This window comes from Bacillus sp. FSL M8-0049 (assembly GCF_038593355.1).
Lineage (GTDB): Bacteria > Bacillota > Bacilli > Bacillales > Bacillaceae > Bacillus > Bacillus safensis.
Genome location: NZ_CP151986.1, coordinates 2,982,090 through 3,001,420, shown reverse-complemented (window position 1 = coordinate 3,001,420; position 19,331 = coordinate 2,982,090). Strand labels below are relative to the sequence as shown.

At 42.3% G+C, this 19,331-nt stretch carries 18 protein-coding genes; 14 read left to right on the top strand and 4 right to left on the bottom strand.

What is annotated here, in order from left to right:
• Positions 1–73: 73 nt before the first annotated feature.
• The 8 genes from NSU13_RS15565 (at position 74) to NSU13_RS15530 (ending at position 8,584) form a co-directional block, all read left to right on the top strand.
• On the top strand, positions 74–379 hold the full coding sequence (locus tag NSU13_RS15565; RefSeq protein ID WP_012011272.1) for a metal-sensing transcriptional repressor: 306 nt from the start codon (positions 74–76) through the stop codon (positions 377–379).
• Between the two features lie 72 nt (positions 380–451).
• Positions 452–658: a copper chaperone CopZ gene (copZ, locus tag NSU13_RS15560; RefSeq protein WP_024423475.1), complete on the top strand. Its 207-nt coding sequence runs from the start codon at positions 452–454 to the stop codon at positions 656–658.
• A gap of 80 nt (positions 659–738) precedes the next feature.
• On the top strand, positions 739–3,174 hold the full coding sequence (locus tag NSU13_RS15555; protein ID WP_342489618.1) for a heavy metal translocating P-type ATPase: 2,436 nt from the start codon (positions 739–741) through the stop codon (positions 3,172–3,174).
• The gene (locus NSU13_RS15550) at positions 3,171–3,305 is read left to right on the top strand and encodes a hypothetical protein (protein ID WP_342489617.1); all 135 of its coding nucleotides are present in this window, start codon (positions 3,171–3,173) and stop codon (positions 3,303–3,305) included. Before NSU13_RS15555 ends, NSU13_RS15550 begins: the two co-directional genes overlap by 4 nt.
• Before the next feature lie 175 nt (positions 3,306–3,480).
• Entirely contained in the window at positions 3,481–4,758 is a 1,278-nt protein-coding gene (locus NSU13_RS15545; protein WP_024426051.1) for a cation:dicarboxylase symporter family transporter, read from the top strand.
• 18 nt (positions 4,759–4,776) lie between these two features.
• Positions 4,777–6,222, top strand: coding sequence for an aspartate ammonia-lyase (aspA, locus tag NSU13_RS15540; protein ID WP_024426050.1), 1,446 nt, complete (start codon positions 4,777–4,779; stop codon positions 6,220–6,222).
• A 116-nt stretch (positions 6,223–6,338) separates the two neighbouring features.
• Positions 6,339–7,655, top strand: coding sequence for a sensor histidine kinase (locus NSU13_RS15535; RefSeq protein ID WP_034280917.1), 1,317 nt, complete (start codon positions 6,339–6,341; stop codon positions 7,653–7,655).
• Positions 7,652–8,584, top strand: a complete 933-nt coding sequence (locus tag NSU13_RS15530) for a response regulator (protein WP_034280916.1) — start codon at positions 7,652–7,654, stop codon at positions 8,582–8,584. The genes NSU13_RS15535 and NSU13_RS15530 overlap by 4 nt, the downstream gene beginning before the upstream one ends.
• 19 nt (positions 8,585–8,603) lie before the next feature.
• On the opposite strand, the gene NSU13_RS15525 is transcribed toward NSU13_RS15530, so the two are convergent.
• Positions 8,604–9,209: a TetR/AcrR family transcriptional regulator gene (locus NSU13_RS15525; protein WP_342489616.1), complete on the bottom strand. Its 606-nt coding sequence runs from the start codon at positions 9,207–9,209 to the stop codon at positions 8,604–8,606.
• Between the two features lie 88 nt (positions 9,210–9,297).
• On the opposite strand from NSU13_RS15525, the gene NSU13_RS15520 reads away from it, so the two are divergent.
• A complete protein-coding gene (locus NSU13_RS15520) occupies positions 9,298–9,846 on the top strand; it encodes a hypothetical protein (protein WP_041108485.1) in 549 nt (182 codons plus the stop codon).
• Positions 9,847–9,883: 37 nt separating this feature from the next.
• Here NSU13_RS15520 and NSU13_RS15515 read toward each other — a convergent pair whose 3' ends face one another.
• The 3 genes from NSU13_RS15515 to NSU13_RS15505 are packed head-to-tail and all read right to left on the bottom strand — an operon-like array spanning position 9,884 to position 12,451.
• The gene (locus NSU13_RS15515; RefSeq protein ID WP_034280913.1) at positions 9,884–10,822 is read right to left on the bottom strand and encodes a metal ABC transporter substrate-binding protein; all 939 of its coding nucleotides are present in this window, start codon (positions 10,820–10,822) and stop codon (positions 9,884–9,886) included.
• Between the two features lie 13 nt (positions 10,823–10,835).
• Complete coding sequence (locus tag NSU13_RS15510) at positions 10,836–11,708, bottom strand: metal ABC transporter permease (protein WP_024423468.1); 873 nt, start codon at positions 11,706–11,708, stop codon at positions 10,836–10,838.
• Positions 11,708–12,451: a metal ABC transporter ATP-binding protein gene (locus tag NSU13_RS15505; RefSeq protein ID WP_342489615.1), complete on the bottom strand. Its 744-nt coding sequence runs from the start codon at positions 12,449–12,451 to the stop codon at positions 11,708–11,710. Before NSU13_RS15505 ends, NSU13_RS15510 begins: the two co-directional genes overlap by 1 nt.
• 412 nt (positions 12,452–12,863) lie before the next feature.
• On the opposite strand from NSU13_RS15505, the gene NSU13_RS15500 reads away from it, so the two are divergent.
• The 5 genes from NSU13_RS15500 to NSU13_RS15480 all read left to right on the top strand — a co-directional run bounded on the left by NSU13_RS15500 (position 12,864) and on the right by NSU13_RS15480 (position 19,287).
• Complete coding sequence (locus NSU13_RS15500) at positions 12,864–14,963, top strand: heavy metal translocating P-type ATPase (RefSeq protein ID WP_342489614.1); 2,100 nt, start codon at positions 12,864–12,866, stop codon at positions 14,961–14,963.
• 141 nt (positions 14,964–15,104) lie between these two features.
• Positions 15,105–15,791: a DsbA family protein gene (locus NSU13_RS15495; protein ID WP_034280910.1), complete on the top strand. Its 687-nt coding sequence runs from the start codon at positions 15,105–15,107 to the stop codon at positions 15,789–15,791.
• Positions 15,788–16,201: a disulfide oxidoreductase gene (locus tag NSU13_RS15490; protein ID WP_024423464.1), complete on the top strand. Its 414-nt coding sequence runs from the start codon at positions 15,788–15,790 to the stop codon at positions 16,199–16,201. The genes NSU13_RS15495 and NSU13_RS15490 overlap by 4 nt, the downstream gene beginning before the upstream one ends.
• A gap of 149 nt (positions 16,202–16,350) precedes the next feature.
• Positions 16,351–16,962 (top strand): trimeric intracellular cation channel family protein, encoded by a 612-nt coding sequence (locus tag NSU13_RS15485; protein ID WP_024423463.1) that lies wholly within the window; start codon positions 16,351–16,353, stop codon positions 16,960–16,962.
• Between the two features lie 309 nt (positions 16,963–17,271).
• On the top strand, positions 17,272–19,287 hold the full coding sequence (locus NSU13_RS15480; protein ID WP_041115673.1) for a Na+/H+ antiporter: 2,016 nt from the start codon (positions 17,272–17,274) through the stop codon (positions 19,285–19,287).
• Positions 19,288–19,331 lie beyond the last annotated feature (44 nt).

The following is a 19,331-nucleotide window of genomic DNA, read 5'->3' as shown; positions in this document are numbered from 1 at the left end:
ATCTTTGCCTTTTTCGGTGGAGATATGCTTTAATTTAGGTAAAGACAAGTCATAATGAAAAAAAGGTGATCACATGACAGAACATGAAGAAAGACATATGGCTTCGCCTAGAGCCGAAAAGGAAAAAGACCAATTGATCAATCGCTTGAAACGAGTGGAAGGACAAGTTCGCGGGATCCAGCAAATGATTGAAAACGATCGTTACTGTATAGATGTTGTGAATCAAATCTCTGCAGTCAATGCGGCTTTGAAAAAAGTCAGTCTTCATTTGATGGAAAAGCATACACATCATTGTGTTGCAGATGCTATCAAGAGCGGCAATGGGGATGAAGCCATTGAAGAGTTAATGACGGTCTTTACGAAACTGACAAAATCGTAGCATTTATGTTTACATCCATACCCTACTAGGGTATAGTAAATTGTAGAAAATGATTGATGGAGGCGATGAGAAGTGGAACAAGCAACACTTCAAGTGCAGGGCATGTCTTGCGGACATTGCGTGAAAGCAGTCGAAGGAAATGTAGGAGAATTAGCAGGTGTGGAATCTGTGAAAGTCCATTTAGACAAAGGACAGGTGGAGGTTTCATTTCATCCGGATCAAGTCACGTTACACCGTATTTCTGATGTGATTGAAGAACAGGGATATGATGTCGTATAAATAAGTATACGTGCTGCAGTACAGCACGTATTTTTTTCAAAAAATAATACCCCCATGGAGTATATGGAGAGGTGAGATCAATGAAAAAGGAAATTGACTTTCAAATTACGGGGATGACCTGTGCTGCTTGTGCAGGCCGTATCGAAAAGGGATTGAACAGGCTGGAAGGTGTGGAGGATGCCAGTGTGAATTTGGCGCTTGACACTTCCCATATTGTCTATGAAACAGAGAAACTAACACCAGATGATTTAAAGCGAAAAGTTCAATCGCTTGGCTATGATGTGGTGATGGAGCAAGCAGAATTTGATATAGAGGGAATGACGTGTGCGGCTTGTGCAAACCGAATCGAGAAAAAAATTAACCGAATGGACGGTGTCGATCACGGGTCTGTAAATTTTGCACTTGAGACACTTCAGGTCACATATCATCCGGGCCAAACGTCTACAAATGACATAAAAGATGCGGTGCAGTCTATTGGGTATTCTTTAATTGAACCAGCCGCAGATCAAGCAGAGGAAGGAAAGAAAGATCACCGCCAAGCAGCAATAGAGAAGCAAACGGCACGCTTTTTATTCTCGATGATTTTGTCACTGCCGCTTCTTTGGGCAATGGTCAGCCATTTTTCTATTACGTCCTTTATTTGGCTGCCTGAAGCGTTTATGAATCCATGGGTACAGCTGGCGTTGGCAGCGCCTGTGCAGTTCATTGTCGGCTGGCCCTTTTATGTAGGGGCGTATAAGGCTTTAAGAAATAAAAGTGCCAATATGGATGTTCTCGTCGCTCTTGGGACATCTGCCGCGTTTTTCTATAGTTTATATGAAAGCATTCAGTCAGCGGTTCAAGGGACACATGAGGCGGCCCTCTATTATGAAACAAGTGCTGTTCTCATTACGTTGATCGTGCTCGGAAAATTAATGGAAGCAAGAGCAAAAGGAAGATCATCAGAAGCGATTCAAAAGCTGATGGGCTTACAAGCGAAAGAAGCGGTTATCGAGCGTGATGGCAAACAGATGACTGTGCCTATTTCTGACGTGAAAGTGAATGATCTTGTGTTTGTCAAACCCGGAGAAAAAGTGCCGGTAGATGGAGAGATCATAGAGGGGACAACGGCGATAGATGAGTCTATGATTACAGGAGAAAGTCTGCCTGTTGATAAAACAGCAGGAGATATGGTCATCGGGGCAACGATGAATAAAAATGGATTTATCAAAATAAAAGCGATGAAAGTCGGGAAAGAGACCGCTCTTTCACAGATTATCCGAGTCGTAGAACAAGCGCAGGGCTCAAAAGCACCCATTCAAAGAATGGCAGATCAAATATCAGGAATATTCGTTCCCATTGTTGTAGGAATTGCTGTGCTCACATTCCTGATATGGTTTTTCTTTGTTGACCCAGGAAATGTAACGTCAGCACTTGAAACCTTTATAGCTGTCATTGTCATCGCATGTCCGTGTGCGCTCGGTCTTGCCACACCAACCTCTATTATGGCTGGCAGCGGCCGTGCGGCTGAATCAGGTATTCTGTTTAAAGGCGGAGAGCATTTAGAAGTGACTCAATCACTCGATACGGTGGTGTTAGATAAAACAGGGACTGTGACAAAAGGGGAGCCTAGTCTGACAGATGTGCTCGCATATGCCAATCGGACAGAAGATGAGCTGCTGCAGCTAGCAGGATCGGCAGAACAGCAGTCGGAACACCCGCTTGCCCAAGCGATCACAAACGGTATGAAAGAACAAGGTCTTGAAGCGGTCGAAGTTGAAGCCTTCCAAGCAGATCCTGGTCATGGAATTGAAGCAATAGCCGCTGGGCACAAGCTTTTCATTGGTACACGGAAGCTATTACAGAAACATCATATCCAATATGATCAAGTCGAAGCATCTGTCACAACGCTGGAGGAGCAAGGAAAAACGGCTATGCTCGTTGCGATTGACGGAGAAGTCGCCGGCATTGTAGCAGTGGCAGATACGATCAAATCATCCTCTCCTCAAGCCATCGCTCGTCTGAAAGAGCAGGGGATTCACGTTGTGATGATGACAGGTGATAACAAGCTGACAGCAGAGGCGATTGCGAAACAGGCGGGCATTGATCATGTCATTGCTGAAGTGCTTCCTGAAGAAAAAGCGGCTCACATTACGGCACTTAAGGAACAAGGAAAAAAAGTCGCCATGGTCGGAGACGGTATCAATGATGCCCCAGCCCTGGCAACAGCGAATATTGGGATGGCGGTTGGAACAGGGACAGACGTAGCCATGGAGGCGGCAGATATTACGCTCATGACAGGAAATCTCCATGCCATTGCAGATGCGCTGGAATTTAGTAAAAAAACGATGAGAAACATTAAACAAAACCTATTTTGGGCGCTTGCCTATAACTGTATTGGGATACCGATCGCTGCATTTGGTTTCCTTGCGCCATGGCTTGCAGGAGCGGCAATGGCCTTTAGCTCCGTGTCCGTTGTGCTGAATGCGCTCAGATTGCAGCGATTGAAGCCAGTCAGAGAGGGAGTGGCAGAATGAAGATGAATGTTAAATGGGTTTGGACCGTTAGTGCATTGCTCTATGTTGCTCTTGTACTTATTGGATATGCGATTTATGACGAATTTTATCAAAATCAAAATACACCAAGTGAACAGATGCAAAATCATTAAGACTTCGCCAAAAGCAAAGTCTTTTTTTAACAATATTGTGGAAAAACCCACCTTTTTAAAGATTTTTCATAAAAAATTCACTTCTTTTTGTTCTTTTTTGTCGTTTTTTGTAGGTTCGTCGTTAAGATGCGATTAAGCAACAAAGAAAGCGTTATCAATAAAAGGGGGTTCACGTATGAAAAAGTTAGGGTTAGCTTCTCAAATACTCATTGCACTTGTTCTGGGTGTTGTCGTGGGAGCGCTGTTTTATCAAAATGAAACCGTTATTAATGTGTTAACGCCGATTGGCGATATATTCATCCATTTAATTAAAATGATCGTTCTTCCAATTGTTATTGCTGCATTGATTGTAGCAGTTGCAGGTGTTGGAGATATGAAAACGATCGGAAGACTCGGCGGAAAAACCATTCTGTACTTCGAGATTGTGACAACGATTGCATTAGCAGTTGGACTGCTTGCAGCAAACTTGTTCCATCCTGGTACAGGAATTGATATGAGCAACATGGAGAAAGGCGATATCTCTAAATATGAAGAGACATCTAAGGCTTCTTCTGAAAAAGCGACTTTCTCAGAAACGTTGGTGCATCTTGTACCGACAAACGTTTTCCAATCCATTGCAGAAGGTGATCTATTACCAACCATCTTCTTTACAGTCTTATTCGGATTAGGAATTGCCGCAGTTGGAGACAAAGGAAAACCAGTATTAGGATTCTTTGAGGGTATACTCGAAGCCATGTTCTGGGTAACCAATAAAGTGATGAAGTTTGCACCATTTGGTGTATTCGCGCTCATCAGTGTGACGGTGATCAAATTCGGGGTCGGAGCGCTTCTCCCGCTAGGCAAACTGGTACTTGTCGTTTACGGTACAATGGCATTCTTCGTCATTGTTGTACTTGGCATTATTGCGAAAATGGCTGGAACAAGCGTCTTTACACTATTTAAAGTATTAAAAGAAGAAATCATTCTTGCATTCTCAACAGCAAGTTCAGAAGCTGTACTGCCTAGATTAATGGACAAAATGGAGAAGTTCGGCTGCCCGAAAGCGATCACGTCGTTCGTTATTCCAACAGGCTACACCTTTAACTTAGATGGAAGTGCCATCTATCAATCCATTGCTGCGATATTTGTTGCACAAATGTACGGCATGCCGCTTTCCATCTATGAGCAAATTACGTTACTATTAATTTTAATGCTGACATCTAAAGGAATGGCTGGTGTACCAGGTGCATCGATCGTTGTTGTCATCACAACTCTTGGTGCCATGGGACTGCCGCTTGAAGGACTTGCCTTCATCGTTGGGATCGACCGACTTCTTGACATGGTTCGTACAACAGTGAACGTATTTGGTAACTCACTTGCAGCCATTGTCATGTCTAAGTGGGAAAAAGTATTTGATCAAGAGAAATCGAAGAAGTATATTGAGGAATTAAAACAACAAACAAAAGCAGCGTAAAAAAGGAGATCTTTTCAAATGACGAAGCTACAGGACAAGCAAGTTCGAATCGAACGAGACTTTCTAGGTGAAAAGGAAGTAGACACTCAAGCATATTATGGAATTCAAACATTACGTGCAGTGGAGAACTTTCCAATTACAGGCTACCGTATTCATGAGGAACTCATCAAAGCATTAGGGATTGTCAAAAAGGCAGCCGCACTTGCAAATATGGATACACAGCGACTATATTCTGGTCTTGGAGAAAAAATTGTTCAAGCCGCAGATGAGGTCATCGAAGGAAAATGGAACAATCAATTTATTGTCGATCCAATTCAAGGCGGGGCTGGCACTTCAATGAATATGAATGCCAATGAAGTCATTGCAAACAGAGCGCTTGAACTACTAGGAAAGGAAAAAGGCGCTTATACTGAGCTAAGTCCAAACACGCATGTGAACATGTCGCAGTCAACAAACGACGTTTTCCCAACAGCGATTCATATTTCAACATTGAATATGATTGAAAAACTACTTTATACGATGGAAAACATGCATCAAGTCATGACCGAAAAAGCGCAGGAATTCGATCATGTCATCAAAATGGGACGCACGCATCTTCAGGACGCTGTTCCAATCAGACTTGGACAAGAGTTTAGTGCTTATGCAAAAGTTCTTGCTCGTGATATTAAACGTATCAAGCAGTCTAGACAGCATTTATATGAAGTCAATATGGGTGCAACAGCAGTCGGAACTGGATTGAATGCAGATCCTAAGTATATTCGCCAAGTGGTTGGCTACCTATCTGACATTAGCGGATTACCGTTAGTTGGTGCTGAAGACTTAGTCGATGCAACGCAAAATACGGATGCTTATACAGAAGTATCGGCTGCGCTTAAAGTATGTATGATGAACATGTCCAAAATGGCGAACGATATTCGTCTAATGGCTTCAGGTCCAAGAGCGGGCTTTGGTGAGCTGCACCTGCCGCCGAGACAGCCAGGTTCATCCATCATGCCAGGAAAAGTCAACCCAGTTATGCCTGAGGTCATGAACCAAGTGGCATTCCAAGTTATTGGGAACGATCACACAATCTGTCTTGCATCAGAGGCTGGCCAGCTTGAACTAAACGTTATGGAACCAGTGTTAGTGTTCAACCTGCTTCAATCTCTCAGCATGATGAAAAATGTATTCGAGTCCTTCGTGGACAACTGCTTGCGTGACCTAAAAGCAGATGAATCTAGATTAAAAGAATATGTAGAAAAGAGTGCCGGTGTCATGACGGCGGTGAACCCGCACATTGGTTATGAAGCGGCTGCACGAATTGCAAGAGAAGCCATCCTTACAGGTGCATCTGTACGTGAGCTTTGTCTGCAAAATGATGTGTTAACAGAGGAAGAGCTTGATGTCATCTTAAATCCTTTTGAAATGACAAAACCAGGTATTGCTGGTGCATCACTTTTAGAAAAGGATCGTTTAGAAGATTAAGCGGCATCATGAGAAGCGCACACCGGCAAAGTTCCGGTGTGCGCTTTTTCATGGAGGTTTGTTTTTCTTTAGCTCACATAGTATACTATCGTAAATTATTAGGGATGTGACTGCGTTTGAATCTACTGAAAAAATGGCTGAATACAGAGCCTTATTTAATTGTGCTGCTCATTGTACTGACGCCGATTGGCGGAGAGTTTAAATTTTATCCATTTGAGGACAGCTTTCGGGTCAGCTTTGGAACCGTTGTCTTTTTCTTTATCCTGCTTCAAATGAAAAGATTTCCGGCATGGGCAAGCGGCATCATCGCTGGGATATCTGTTTTTGCGTTTCGCGTGCTGCTTGATACAGCTGTGACAGGGCATCTTCCGCTTGAAGAGGCAGTTTCATTAAGATTTCCTTCCCTGCTTTATTATGTTGTCTATGGCACACTCTTTTATTTATTGAAGGTCAGACGTTTCCGCGATCAGCCATGGCTGATTGGCGCAACAGGCATCGTCATGGAGCTGTGCGCAAGCGTTGTTGAGATCATCGCACTTCGAGGCACGATGGATGAAATGTTAACGGTGCGGACGCTGTTTCAATTATTTGTTTTAGCGATTTTCAGAAGCTTTTTCGTGTTGGCTTGTTATACAATGATTCGCTTATATGAAGAGCAGGCGAGAGAGCGTCAGATGAAAAAGGAAAAGGAACATTTGCTGATGCTCCTGTCCAACCTTTACACGGAATCTACATATTTTCATAAAACACTCGCACATGCCGAGCACATTACGGCTACATCCTATCAATTGTATCAATCCCTTCACCACGCAAAGGATGCGGAATCATTGGATTTGAAAAAGCTCGGTAAAACCGCCTTGCAAATTGCAGGAGAGGTGCATGAAATCAAAAAGGATAACCAGCGGATTTTTTCTGCCTTATCAAAGCTGATTCATGAAGAAAACTTCCAGGCTTATGAGAGTCCTTCTCATATCGCTGGGCTTGTCATTCGCATTCATGAAAATTACGCAGAATCTCTTAAAAAAAACATCGTCTTTCATTATGATGAAGATGGGAAGCATCCCGCCTATCACGTGTATACCATTCTATCTTTGTTAAATAACATCGTATCCAACGCTGTTGAAGCCATTCCTGTAGATGGAGAGGTGTCACTTTCTATTTCACAGAAAGAAAACCACGTGATTTTTCAGATCAGCGACAACGGGCCTGGCATAAAAGAACGTAATCATCATGTGATTTTTAAACCGGGCTTCACTTTGAAATACGACCAGGCTGGGAATCCATCTAGCGGTATCGGGCTTGCCTATGTAAAGGATACAGCGGAGAAGCTTGGCGGAAGTGTTGAGATGAAGAGTATCCCAAATAAACAAACGATTTTCACATTAACGATACCAGTAGATCAAGTCAGTAGAAAAGAGGGGATTGGGAGATGAGATTTTTTATAGTTGATGATGATGAAGCCGTTCGTTCTTCACTGGCTCAGCTCATTGAAGATGAAGAGCTTGGCATTGTGGCCGGGGAAGCAGAGGATGGCGCAGAGTTAACAGCCAGCTACTTAAATGATTTGCACATTGATATCTTATGTATTGATCTATTGATGCCGGAAAGGGACGGGCTTGAAACGATTCGAGCGATCAAGGATGAGTTTCATGGGAAATACTTAATGCTGTCACAGGTTGAAACAAAGGAATTAATCGGACAGGCGTATACGCTTGGCGTCGAATATTATGTGACAAAGCCGATCAATCGTGTAGAGGTCTTAAGTGTCCTCCATCTGATGATTGAACGTCTTCATTTAGAGCATTCAATTGAAAATATTCAGCACTCACTCAAATCAGTCATGCAATTTCAGCAGCGCGGTCAGACGAAAACGAAGCAGCGGGGGAAAAGTCTTGCAGAGGCAGGTCAGTTTTTGCTGGCGGAGCTTGGTATTGTTGGTGAGAAGGGGTCTAAAGATTTATTAGATATGATTCTGTTTACAGACCAGTATTTAGCGCTGCATGCTGATCATCATGATTCCTTTCCTTCTTTAAAGATCATTTTCACTGGGATTACGGAGGATAAGTTAAGTGAGCCCTACACATCGGCAGACATCGCAAGAGAAGCAAAGGCAGCCGAACAGCGGGTAAGGCGTGCGATCAATCAATCATTGAAACACATCGCATCACTTGGGCTTACCGATTTTTCCCATCCAACGTTTGAAAATTACGCATCTAAATTTTTCGATTTCACCATCGTACGAAAGAAAATGAGCGAATTGACGAAAGAGATGAGCGGAAGAGAAGAACACACCCGCATCAATGTGAAGAAATTTGTGCAGGTGCTTTACTACGAAGCGAAACGTATTTTTATGGAAGATTAAAAAAAGACATGCTCTCCAATTAAGGAGACATGTCTTTTTTTGTGATGGATTGCAGGTGCATCTGCAGTACGGAGCGTATGAGCTGAGGCGGTATACGTTCGGGCTGCACGATTCCATTCAATGCAAGCCCATTGATGACCGCATAAAGCCGTTCGGTTTCTAATAAAAGATCGATATCATTTAGCAGCAGCTCATCCTCTTTCAATTTCATTAAACAATATTGGACCGTTTGGAAAAGCTCGTCATACATCTTTGCATTGAGCGGCTGTAGATCTGGTTCAGTCAGCGCCTTGATTGCAAAAGCCTGCCACACCTCCATTTCAAATTTTCTTTCTTCATCAAGTGGAAGAAGCTGCTCCAATAAAGTGAGGACATTTTCCTCCGTTGAACCGTTTAATGAAAGCCCTGTAATCCGCTCCTTGACTCTTTCTTGAATTAAATTCATAGAGAATAGAAATAACTCTTGCTGTGTGGAAAAATAATGACGCATAGAGCCGGCTGAAATTCCAGCTTCGACTGCTATTTTTCGTACAGAAGCGCTTTCCAATCCCTCTTGTTTAATCACTCTCATTGCAGCTTGAGCGACCTTTTGTTTTTGTTTATGGTGATCGACGATTTTTGGCATACATTGATTTTAGCATAGCTGTTGTTTTTTTAACACATCTGTGTTATTTTTTATTTAATACAATCGTATTAAAAAGGATGTGGAGAAATTGGTCGGTTTATTGATTGTGGCATGTGAAATTGGTTTTTGGCTGTTTATTCTAATGGGCTTAACGCTGCGTTATGTGTTTAAACAGAAAAAGTGGGGTGCTTTTTTTCTTGTCTGTACGCCGGTTTTGGATCTCATACTTCTTGCGGCTACTTATATAGATTTAAGGCAAGGGGCTGTGGCGAGTGTCATCCACGGGCTTGCGGCTGTTTATATTGGTGTGAGCCTTGCCTTCGGACATCAAATGGTGAAATGGGCAGATGCTAGGTTTGCCTATCGATTTGCAGGAGGTCCTAAGCCAAAGGGAAAACCAAAGTACGGGAAAGAGCGGTCTGTTTATGAAATGGTCGGCTGGGCGCGGCATTTCATTTCTTATGTTATTGGAGCGGGGCTGTTATATGGATTAACCTATCTCATCCAAGCACCAGAGCGGACGGAAGCACTGATGCAGCTTGTCAATACATGGGGGATGATCTTAACTATTGATTTCATCATTAGCATCAGCTACGTCATTTGGCCGAAAAAACATCCAGAAAATATAACAGGCTGACAAAAAAGACAGGCGGATTTACTCCACCTGTCTTTTCTTATGATGACAGCCCTTTGTAAATGGTGTCGATATTCCATTTCATCATCTTATAGTAGCTGTCTCCATCTTCACCTTCTTTTCCAATAGAGTCAGTGAAGACTTTTCCTTTGATCGGAACCCCGGTTTCCTCAGAGAGGCTTTCAAGGCTGCGTTTATCAACACTTGTTTCAAGAAAGAGCGCAGGAACTTGATGATCTTTGACAAAATGAATAATGCGCTTCATTTGTCCTGGTGTTCCTTCACTTTCTGTGTTGATCTCCCAAATATAGCCGGCTTTCAATCCATACGCCTCTGCAAAATACTTGAATGCCCCTTCACTTGTGACAAGGAGCTTTTTATCTTTTGGCAGCTGATCAAACTTGTCTTTTGCTTCATCGTGAAGCGCTTGAAGCTTTTTGATATAGGCTTCTGCATTTTTTTCGTAATCCTCTTTATGCTCAGGGTCTGCTTGAATGAGCGCATCTCGGGCATTTTGGGCATAAATGATCCCGTTCTCGACATTCAGCCATGCGTGCGGATCCTGCTGGCTTTCAAGGCCTTTTGATGACAAATGCTTCACTTTGACGCCTTTACTCAGCTCGGCTACAGGTGCATCATCCCCGTCCTTGCCGCTCGATTCAAGCAGCTTTTGAAACCAGCCGTTTCCTGTTTCAAGGTTCAAGCCATTATATAGAACAAGGTCTGCATCCGTCGTATACTGAACATCCTTTGGCAGCGGGTCAAATTCGTGTGGATCTGTACCAATGGGAACAATGCTGTGAATAGAGACATGCTGCCCGCCTACTTCCTTCACAATGTCATAAAGAATGGAGTAGGTCGTGACAACTTTTAATGTGCCGTCATCTTTACCGGAATTACTTTGCTGGGTTGAACAGCCTGCGATGATCATAAGGGCAATGAATACTGCGGTCAAACGGATAGCAAATACCTTCTTCATATATGTCCTCCTTTTACATAGACGCTTCCTTTTTTAAGTGCGTTCGTTTTCGTTTAGATTTTAATGATCTCCATAGAATGCCTTGCTTTGGTGAAAAGATAAAGGCACTGCCGAATAAAATAGTCGCGACCAGCACGATGGAAGCGCCTGATGACAAGTTATACGTAAAACTAAGCCCTAGACCTACGACAGCAGAAACAGCACCGAAAAAAGCAGATAAATAAATCATGATCCATAGCCGGTCCGTTAAGAGATAAGCGGTGGCTGCCGGCGTAATCAACATGGCAACAACAAGAATAATCCCAACGGTTTGCAGTGATGCAACGGTCACAAGGGTCAATAAGGTCATGAGAAAATAATGAATCATACGATTCGGCAAACCGTAAACCGAAGAAATCACCGGATCAAATGAACTAATGAGCAATTCCTTGTAGAAAACTATGACGGCTAGCAAAATAAAAATACCGATTCCCAGTGTAATCCACATATCAGATGATCGAACAGCTAGAACGTTTCCAAATAGAATATGATATAGATCACTTGAACTTTTCAAAAATGTGATCAAAATAATTCCGATTGAGAAAAAGGCTGTGAAGACAATGCCGATGGCAGAATCATTTTTTATGCGGCTGTTTTGACTCACATAACCGATCCCAATCGCTGTTAACACCCCAGTTAAAACGGCCCCGAAGAAAAAGTTAATTCCCAGCATATAAGAGATGGCGACACCTGGCAGTACGGCGTGTGAAATGGCGTCTCCCATCAGGGCCATGCCGCGTAAAATGATAAAGCAGCCGATAACGCCGCAAATGATGCCTACCATGACAGATGTAAATAGCGCTTTTTGTAAAAAAGCATATTCAAAGAGTCCGGTTAAAAATTCCATTACACGTCTCCTCCTGCTGATTTTAAGAATGGCAGCTGTGTTTCATATGCTTCCAGCATGATTTCTGGGCGAAGGATGTCGTGTACAGGCCCTGCTTTGATGAGTTTTTTATTTAACAGAACAAGATGGCTGAAATAATCATCTGCCTTACTCAAATCATGATGGACAACCAAAATGGTTTTCCCTTCATCTCGTAATTCCTTCAAAATGCGAACCATCGTTTCTTCACTTGCCATATCAATCCCGACAAATGGTTCATCCAAACAGAAGAGCTGTGCGTTTTGAGCAAGTGCCCTTGCAAGGAAGACACGCTGCTGCTGTCCGCCGGATAACTCACCGATTTGTCTTTTGGCAAAGTCCTGCATCCCGACTTTTTCTAAACAGTGATACGCATATGCCCGGTCTTCTTTTTTTGGACGTTTGATTAGTCTGAGCTTCGGATATGTTCCAAGTAGTACGGTATCCAGTACATGAATCGGAAACGTCCAATCTAAATCATTTCTCTGCGGTACATAGGCGATTTGTTTTCTGACTTGTTTAAAGGGCTGCTCAAAAAAACGAATATCCCCTTGGTCTTTTTCAATGAGATCCAAACATGCCTTGAGTAACGTCGATTTACCAGCACCATTTGGACCGATGATTCCTGTCATTGTCCCTTCCTGTATGGAAAGAGAGACATTCTCTAATGCATCCTGTCCGTGATATGAGACATGAAGACGGTCGATTGTTAAAGCATTTGACATCTCTTGCGGCCCCTTTCAATCATCATTGAACTTCCTAAAGATATATGCATACATTAAATAATTTTGACTAAAGGATGAAATGATTCACTAACGCTAATTTGTTTCCTTAGGGAAACTTTTATTTTATTCTAAGCTTATGTCCTTCTTTTGTAAAGAGAAAAACTGCAAATGATCGTTTTTATGTTATGCGGGGAGCGGGGGACATGAGCTTGGTTTATTGAAAATCCGTGTGACAGAATTGGACACAAAAAACCAATGATTTCTTCAGAAATGATTGACAGAAGACAAGAACTCCTCATATAATAAAGGTAATCTAATATATGAATATATGCTCATATATAAAGTTTTTGATTTTTAATAGGTTTCATCGATCCAGGGAACGTTACTTATCATATAGAAAAAAGGTGAGAACATGAAAAAAATGAAGGATGAATACGTATTAAGCGGTCTTGATTGTGGAAACTGTGCACGTAAAATTGAAACAGGTGTCAGCAAAATGGATGGCGTTGAAGCTTGTTCCGTTAATTTTGCGACAGGGACATTGACTGTCACACATGCAGATAAGCAAGAAACGATGTCAAAGCGTATTGAAAAAACAGTTCAGTCCATCGAACCTCATGTGAGTGTATCACCAAAAGAAGAGGGACATCACCACGATCATGATCATGGGACAAAGAATTTAAAAGCGATTGTGCTGAAATTAATTGGCGGTGCTGTTATAGGAACAGCAGCTTATTTTATACCAGAAGATGGCTTACTGAAATTTATCATGTTTTTCGCAGCGTATTTACTAGTCGGCGGTGATGTGGTTTTTAAAGCGCTGAAAAATATCGTGCGCGGCCAAGTATTTGATGAGAACTTCTTAATGACCATTGCAACTGCTGGCGCTTTTGTGATTCAGCAATATCCAGAGGCACTGGCAGTGATGCTGTTTTACCAAATTGGAGAGCTGTTCCAAGGGGCAGCAGTGAATCGTTCAAGACGATCCATTAGTGAATTAATGAATATTCGCCCTGAATATGCAAATCTCAAAGTAGGAAATGAAACAAAAAAAGTGAAGCCGGAAGAAGTAAAAGTCGGTGACCGTATCGTCGTAAAACCGGGCGAAAAAATTCCACTTGATGGTCTTGTCATTGAAGGATTTTCACTTGTGGATACCTCTGCATTAACAGGTGAGTCTGTGCCGCGGGATGTAGAAGCAGGGAAAGAAGTTCTTGCAGGATTTGTGAATCAAAACGGTATTCTTGAAATTGAAGTGCAAAAAGGGCTAAGTGAATCGGCCGTGACGAAAATTTTAGATTTGGTTGAAAATGCGAGCAGCCGAAAAGCACAGACAGAAAACTTTATCACAAAGTTTGCAAAATACTATACACCGGCTGTCGTTGTATTAGCATTGCTGCTTGCCTTTGTGCCGCCGCTTCTCATTCCATCAGCACAATTGTCTGACTGGGTTTACCGGGCACTCGTTTTCCTAGTGATTTCTTGTCCTTGTGCGCTTGTCGTGTCCATCCCATTAGGGTTCTTCGGGGGAATTGGGGCAGCTTCTAAACGAGGCATCTTAGTAAAGGGCAGTAACTATTTAGAAGCATTGAACTCTGTGAGTTATGCTGTATTTGATAAGACGGGCACACTCACAAAAGGGAACTTTACGGTGACCAATATCGTGACAACGAGCGACAAGTGGTCAGAAGAGGAGCTGCTTTCTTTTGCAGCTTTAGCAGAAGCTCACTCCTCACATCCGATTGCTGAATCGATTAAAGCGGCATATGGTTCGCCGCTTGATGAAAACCAGATCGAAGCCTATGAGGATATTGCGGGACATGGAATTAAAGCGACCATCAGTGGTTCACAAGTGTTAGCGGGTAATCATCGCTTGATGGAACGAGAAGGCATTTCGTATGAAAAAGAAAAACGAAGCGGAACAGTTGTGTACATGGCCATTAACGGTGAGTTTGCCGGATCGATCTTGATTGCAGATGAATTAAAGGATGATGCAATTGAAGCGGTCTCATCTCTAAAAGCATCTGGCATTCAAACAGTCATGCTGACTGGTGATGCCAAGCAAGTTGGAACAGCGGTCGCCCAGCAAATTGGCATTGATGAAGTACATGCCGAATTATTACCGCAGGATAAAGTAACGAAATTAGAAGAAATTGATCAGAAAAAAGCGCCTCAAGAAAAATTATTATTTGTTGGGGACGGCATTAATGATACACCGGTATTAGCAAGAGCAGACATAGGAATTGCGATGGGCGGACTTGGTTCAGATGCAGCGGTAGAAGCGGCTGATATCGTCATTATGACAGACCAGCCGTCAAAAGTAGCAGAAGCCATCGCTGTCGCTAAACGAACAAGAAGAATTGTATGGCAGAACATTGCATTTGCTCTTGGAGTTAAAGGGGTTTTCCTATTACTCGGAGCATTTGGTATTGCGACCATGTGGGAAGCCGTCTTCTCGGATGTCGGTGTGACTGTACTCGCTGTTTTAAATGCCATGAGGGTAATGAAATAAAATTGTTAGGAAAAATTCATGAATACCATCTTTCATAATGAATCCCCTCTTGTTAAAATAGAAGAAGTTGGATAATGGCATTATTCTAAGCTATTATCCTTTTTCTTTTGAAGGAATGAAAAAGATAAGGTAGGTGCTTATGTGAGTAAAAAAAATAATCAATCATCATCCATTAAATTTGCTGTCATTTTAACCATTATCGCAGCTCTTCTCATCGGATTATTCGTCGTCATTGGAAACAACAACAGCAAAGAAGCACAAACGGTTGACAGTAAGCCTTCTATTAAAGGACAGCCTGTCATGGGAGATAAAAACGCAGCCGTACAAATTGTCGAGTTTGGGGATTATAAATGTCCATCATGTAAATCATTTGAAACAGACATTTTCCCAAAGCTGAAAGCGGACTACATAGATAAAGGCGATGTATCATTTTCGTTTATTAACTTGCCACTTCCTGTTCATGGAGATGGCGCAGTGCTGGCAGCACTAGCTTCTGAAGAAGTGTGGAAAGAAGATCCGAAAAACTTTTGGGCATTTCATGAAGCTGTCTATCAAGCACAGCCAGATAGTGAAGCAGAATGGGTCACGCCTGCTAAGCTGACAGAGCTAGCGAAAAAGACAACAAAAATAGACACGGACAAGCTTAAAGATCATCTATCAAAGAAAACATATCAGCCGCAGCTGAACACAGACGATCAGCTTGTGAACCAATATAAAGTGAATGCAACACCAACTCTTTTCATTAACAATAAACAAGTCGAAAACTTTTATGACTATGATGAAATCAAAGAATTAATTGATCAAGAGCTCAAAGGGAAAAAATCATGAAGAATAAACTTGTTTACTTATACAGTGCTTGGATCGTTTCTATCGTTGCGACGATGAGCAGCCTGTATTTAAGTGAAGTAAAGAAGTTTATCCCATGTGATATGTGCTGGTTTCAGCGCATTTTCATGTACCCGCTCGTGCTTTTACTTGGAATTGCGACATTCAGAGGCGATGTGAAAGTGAAATATTACGTTCTGCCTCTGGCTGTGATTGGCGCTTGTTTTTCTATCTATCATTATATGGAACAAAAGATACCTGGCTTTGCATCGATCCGCCCTTGCCTGAGCGGTATTCCTTGTTCTGTTGATTATTTGAACTGGTTTGGTTTTATCACCATTCCACTGCTAGCCCTTATTGCATTTATTCTCATCATCATTAGTATGCTGCTGTTAAATGCAAAAGAAGATTGAAAGAGATAGCCTGCTTATAAGCGGGCTATTTTTTATTTTTGCAAAAAGATAAAATTTAAAGAAAATTTGTATTGCTTTTCACCTGTGTCAGATATACATTAAGGGAGTAGTGTTAGATGATCAGATAAAGGTAAGGAGATAAGCGGAAAATGGCATGGGAAGTCTTAAGTATCATTGGCATTGTCGCATTCGCTATTAGTGGTGCGATTGTGGCAATGGAGGAAGAGTACGATATTCTTGGTGTGTACATTTTAGGGATTGTGACAGCATTTGGCGGTGGAGCGATTCGGAATCTATTAATTGGTCTTCCGGTGTCTGCTTTATGGTCACAGGGCAAAATGTTTACGATTGCCCTTGTATCCATTACGATTGTGTTTCTTTTTCCAAAGCTTTTGCTCAAGCACTGGAGCACATGGGGAAATTTCTCGGATGCGATCGGTTTAGCAGCGTTTGCGATTCAAGGCGCATTATTTGCTGTGCAAAGAGAACTCCCGCTCAGTGCAGTCATTGTGGCAGCCATATTGACTGGAAGCGGCGGCGGAATTGTGCGTGATTTATTAGCAGGGCGAAAGCCGCTTGTGCTAAAAGCAGAGATTTACGCCGTATGGGCAGCCCTTGGCGGCTTATTCGTTGGACTCGGCTTAGCGCAAGGAGAGCTTGCTTTATATTTGCTGTTTGTCATCCTCGTCGTATGCAGGGTTTGTTCCTACTTATTCAAATGGCGCCTTCCCGCCAGGTCTTATTTTTTAAATAAAGGGTAAAACGAAAAAGGGCGATTCCGCTCTTTTTTTTGTGTTTAATAAGAGCTGAATATCAGCAGATGATGGAGTTTTCGTGTAAAATAAAAGCAGGGTCTTTTGTTCATCATTTGAACAATACATATGATGAAAATTTTGTCAGCAGGCTGAATATCTGGATTCAGCCTTTTTTTGCCTAGATGGATTGTTATGTGTTGGTTTCACTTTTTGCGGAATACTAAAGAAGCACTTCTGAGCGGACGGATGTAATGAACACATCTTTGCATGTAAGCAAAACTTGACGAAAAATATACATAGGAGGGACATGTACTAGTGGAGATTTTTTTGGCAGTGCTCGTACTACTGGCACTCATTGCAGCATCTAATATTATCAATCGTTTTGTCCCCTTTATTCCCGTTCCGTTAATTCAAGTGGGCTTAGGAATATTGGTGGCAGCTTTTCCTTCAGGTTTACATATTTCTTTAAATCCTGAACTCTTCTTCGTTCTATTTATTGCGCCGCTGTTATTTAATGACGGGAAGCGTACCCCAAGGGACGAGCTATGGAAATTAAGAGCACCGATTCTTCTTTTAGCGCTTGGTTTAGTGTTTGCGACCGTCATTGTAGCGGGATATACCATTCATTGGATGATTCCAAGCATACCGCTTCCAGCCGCATTTGCGCTTGCAGCAATTTTATCACCGACAGATGTGGTGGCAGTAAGTGCTTTATCCAGCCGTGTGAATATGCCAAAGGGCATCATGAGACTGCTGGAAGGCGAAGGGCTGATGAACGATGCATCAGGACTTGTCGCCTTTAAATTTGCCATTGCTGCAACGGTGACGGGAGCTTTTTCAATTGCTCAGGCATCCTTTAGTTTTGTACTGATTGCAGCAGGCGGGTTATTGACTGGATTTATTCTATCCTTTTTTATCATTCGTTTTCGCTATTTCCTCCGCCGTTTAGGAATGGACGATGTCACAATGCATATCATCCTGCAAATCCTTACACCATTTGTGATTTATTTAGCAGCGGAAGAAATCGGTGTATCCGGCATTTTAGCTGTTGTGGCTGGCGGTGTGACACATGCCATTGAGCAAGACCGAATGGAAGCGAATTTAGCCAAGCTGCAAATTGCTTCATCAAACACCTGGAATATTATTTTATTTATTTTAAACGGCCTTGTTTTCGTCATACTTGGACTGCAGATTCCGGATGTTTCCACAGTTATTTTCCAGGATGAAGCCTTTAACAACATGCAGGTGATTGGCTACATCTTAATTATTACACTATGTCTCATGGTGCTGCGGTTCTTATGGGTATGGCTGTTCTGGGCAGGAAAATGGAGTGCAACGAAAAAGCAAAATGTGAAAAAGCCGAAGCTTCGCGCCTCGATGCTTATGACATTCTCTGGTGTCCGCGGGGCTGTGACATTGGCCGGTGCCTTCTCTATTCCATTTACGCTTGCGGACGGATCACCATTTCCAGAGCGGCACTTGATTATTTTCCTCGCAGCTGGTGTGATTTTATGTACGCTCATTTTAGCCAGTGTGTTACTGCCTCTTTTATCAGAGAAAAAAGACAAGCAAGTCGACGTGGACTTGGATACAAAGATTCAGCATGCAAAACGAAAGCTGCTGAGAAGTGCCATTAAAACCTTAAAAGAAGGAATGAATGAGGACAACAGGGAAGTATCCCTTGCACTCATCAATGATTACCGAATGAAGCTGAGAAATATCCAGCGTGAACCATACCAATTTGGGATGAGAAGACAAGAGCGAAAAATCAGACTGCACGGTATCAAAGCAGAACAGATGAAACTTCAACAATTAATTGAGGAAGAGAAAATTGACAAGGAAGAAGCCTATGAGCTGCAAGAAAGATTTCATGAGCTGGAAATGCTGTATTCAAACTCCTTCAAAATTCGCTTTTCAAAGGTGAAGTTTCTGCGCTTGCTTCAATGGCTGCAATTATGGCGGCCGAATCAGCACATTTCAAGCGGCATTTTAGAAAACGAGGAATCGTACAAACAAATCCGTAAGAAAACCGCTGAAGCTGCAGTAGATTCGATCAAACATCATATGACAGATGAAAACCAACAAACGTGCCACCAAGTCATTGGTTTTTATAATCAAGTGATTTTCCGCTGTGAACACGGTCCAAGCTTCTTCCAGCAAAAAGACCGTTCATTTGACCGGAAGAAAAAAGAGCTGAACTTCCAAGCTGTACAGACGATTCGAAATGAAATTCAAACCTTATATGAAGACGGTGAGATCAATCGTGATATTGCCCATCATTTAAGGGAGTATATCAATGACATGGAAGCTGTTCTGCTCACCAATACGTGATGTTGTCATCTTCTCCCCCATGTTTTATGATGAAGAAAGAGAAC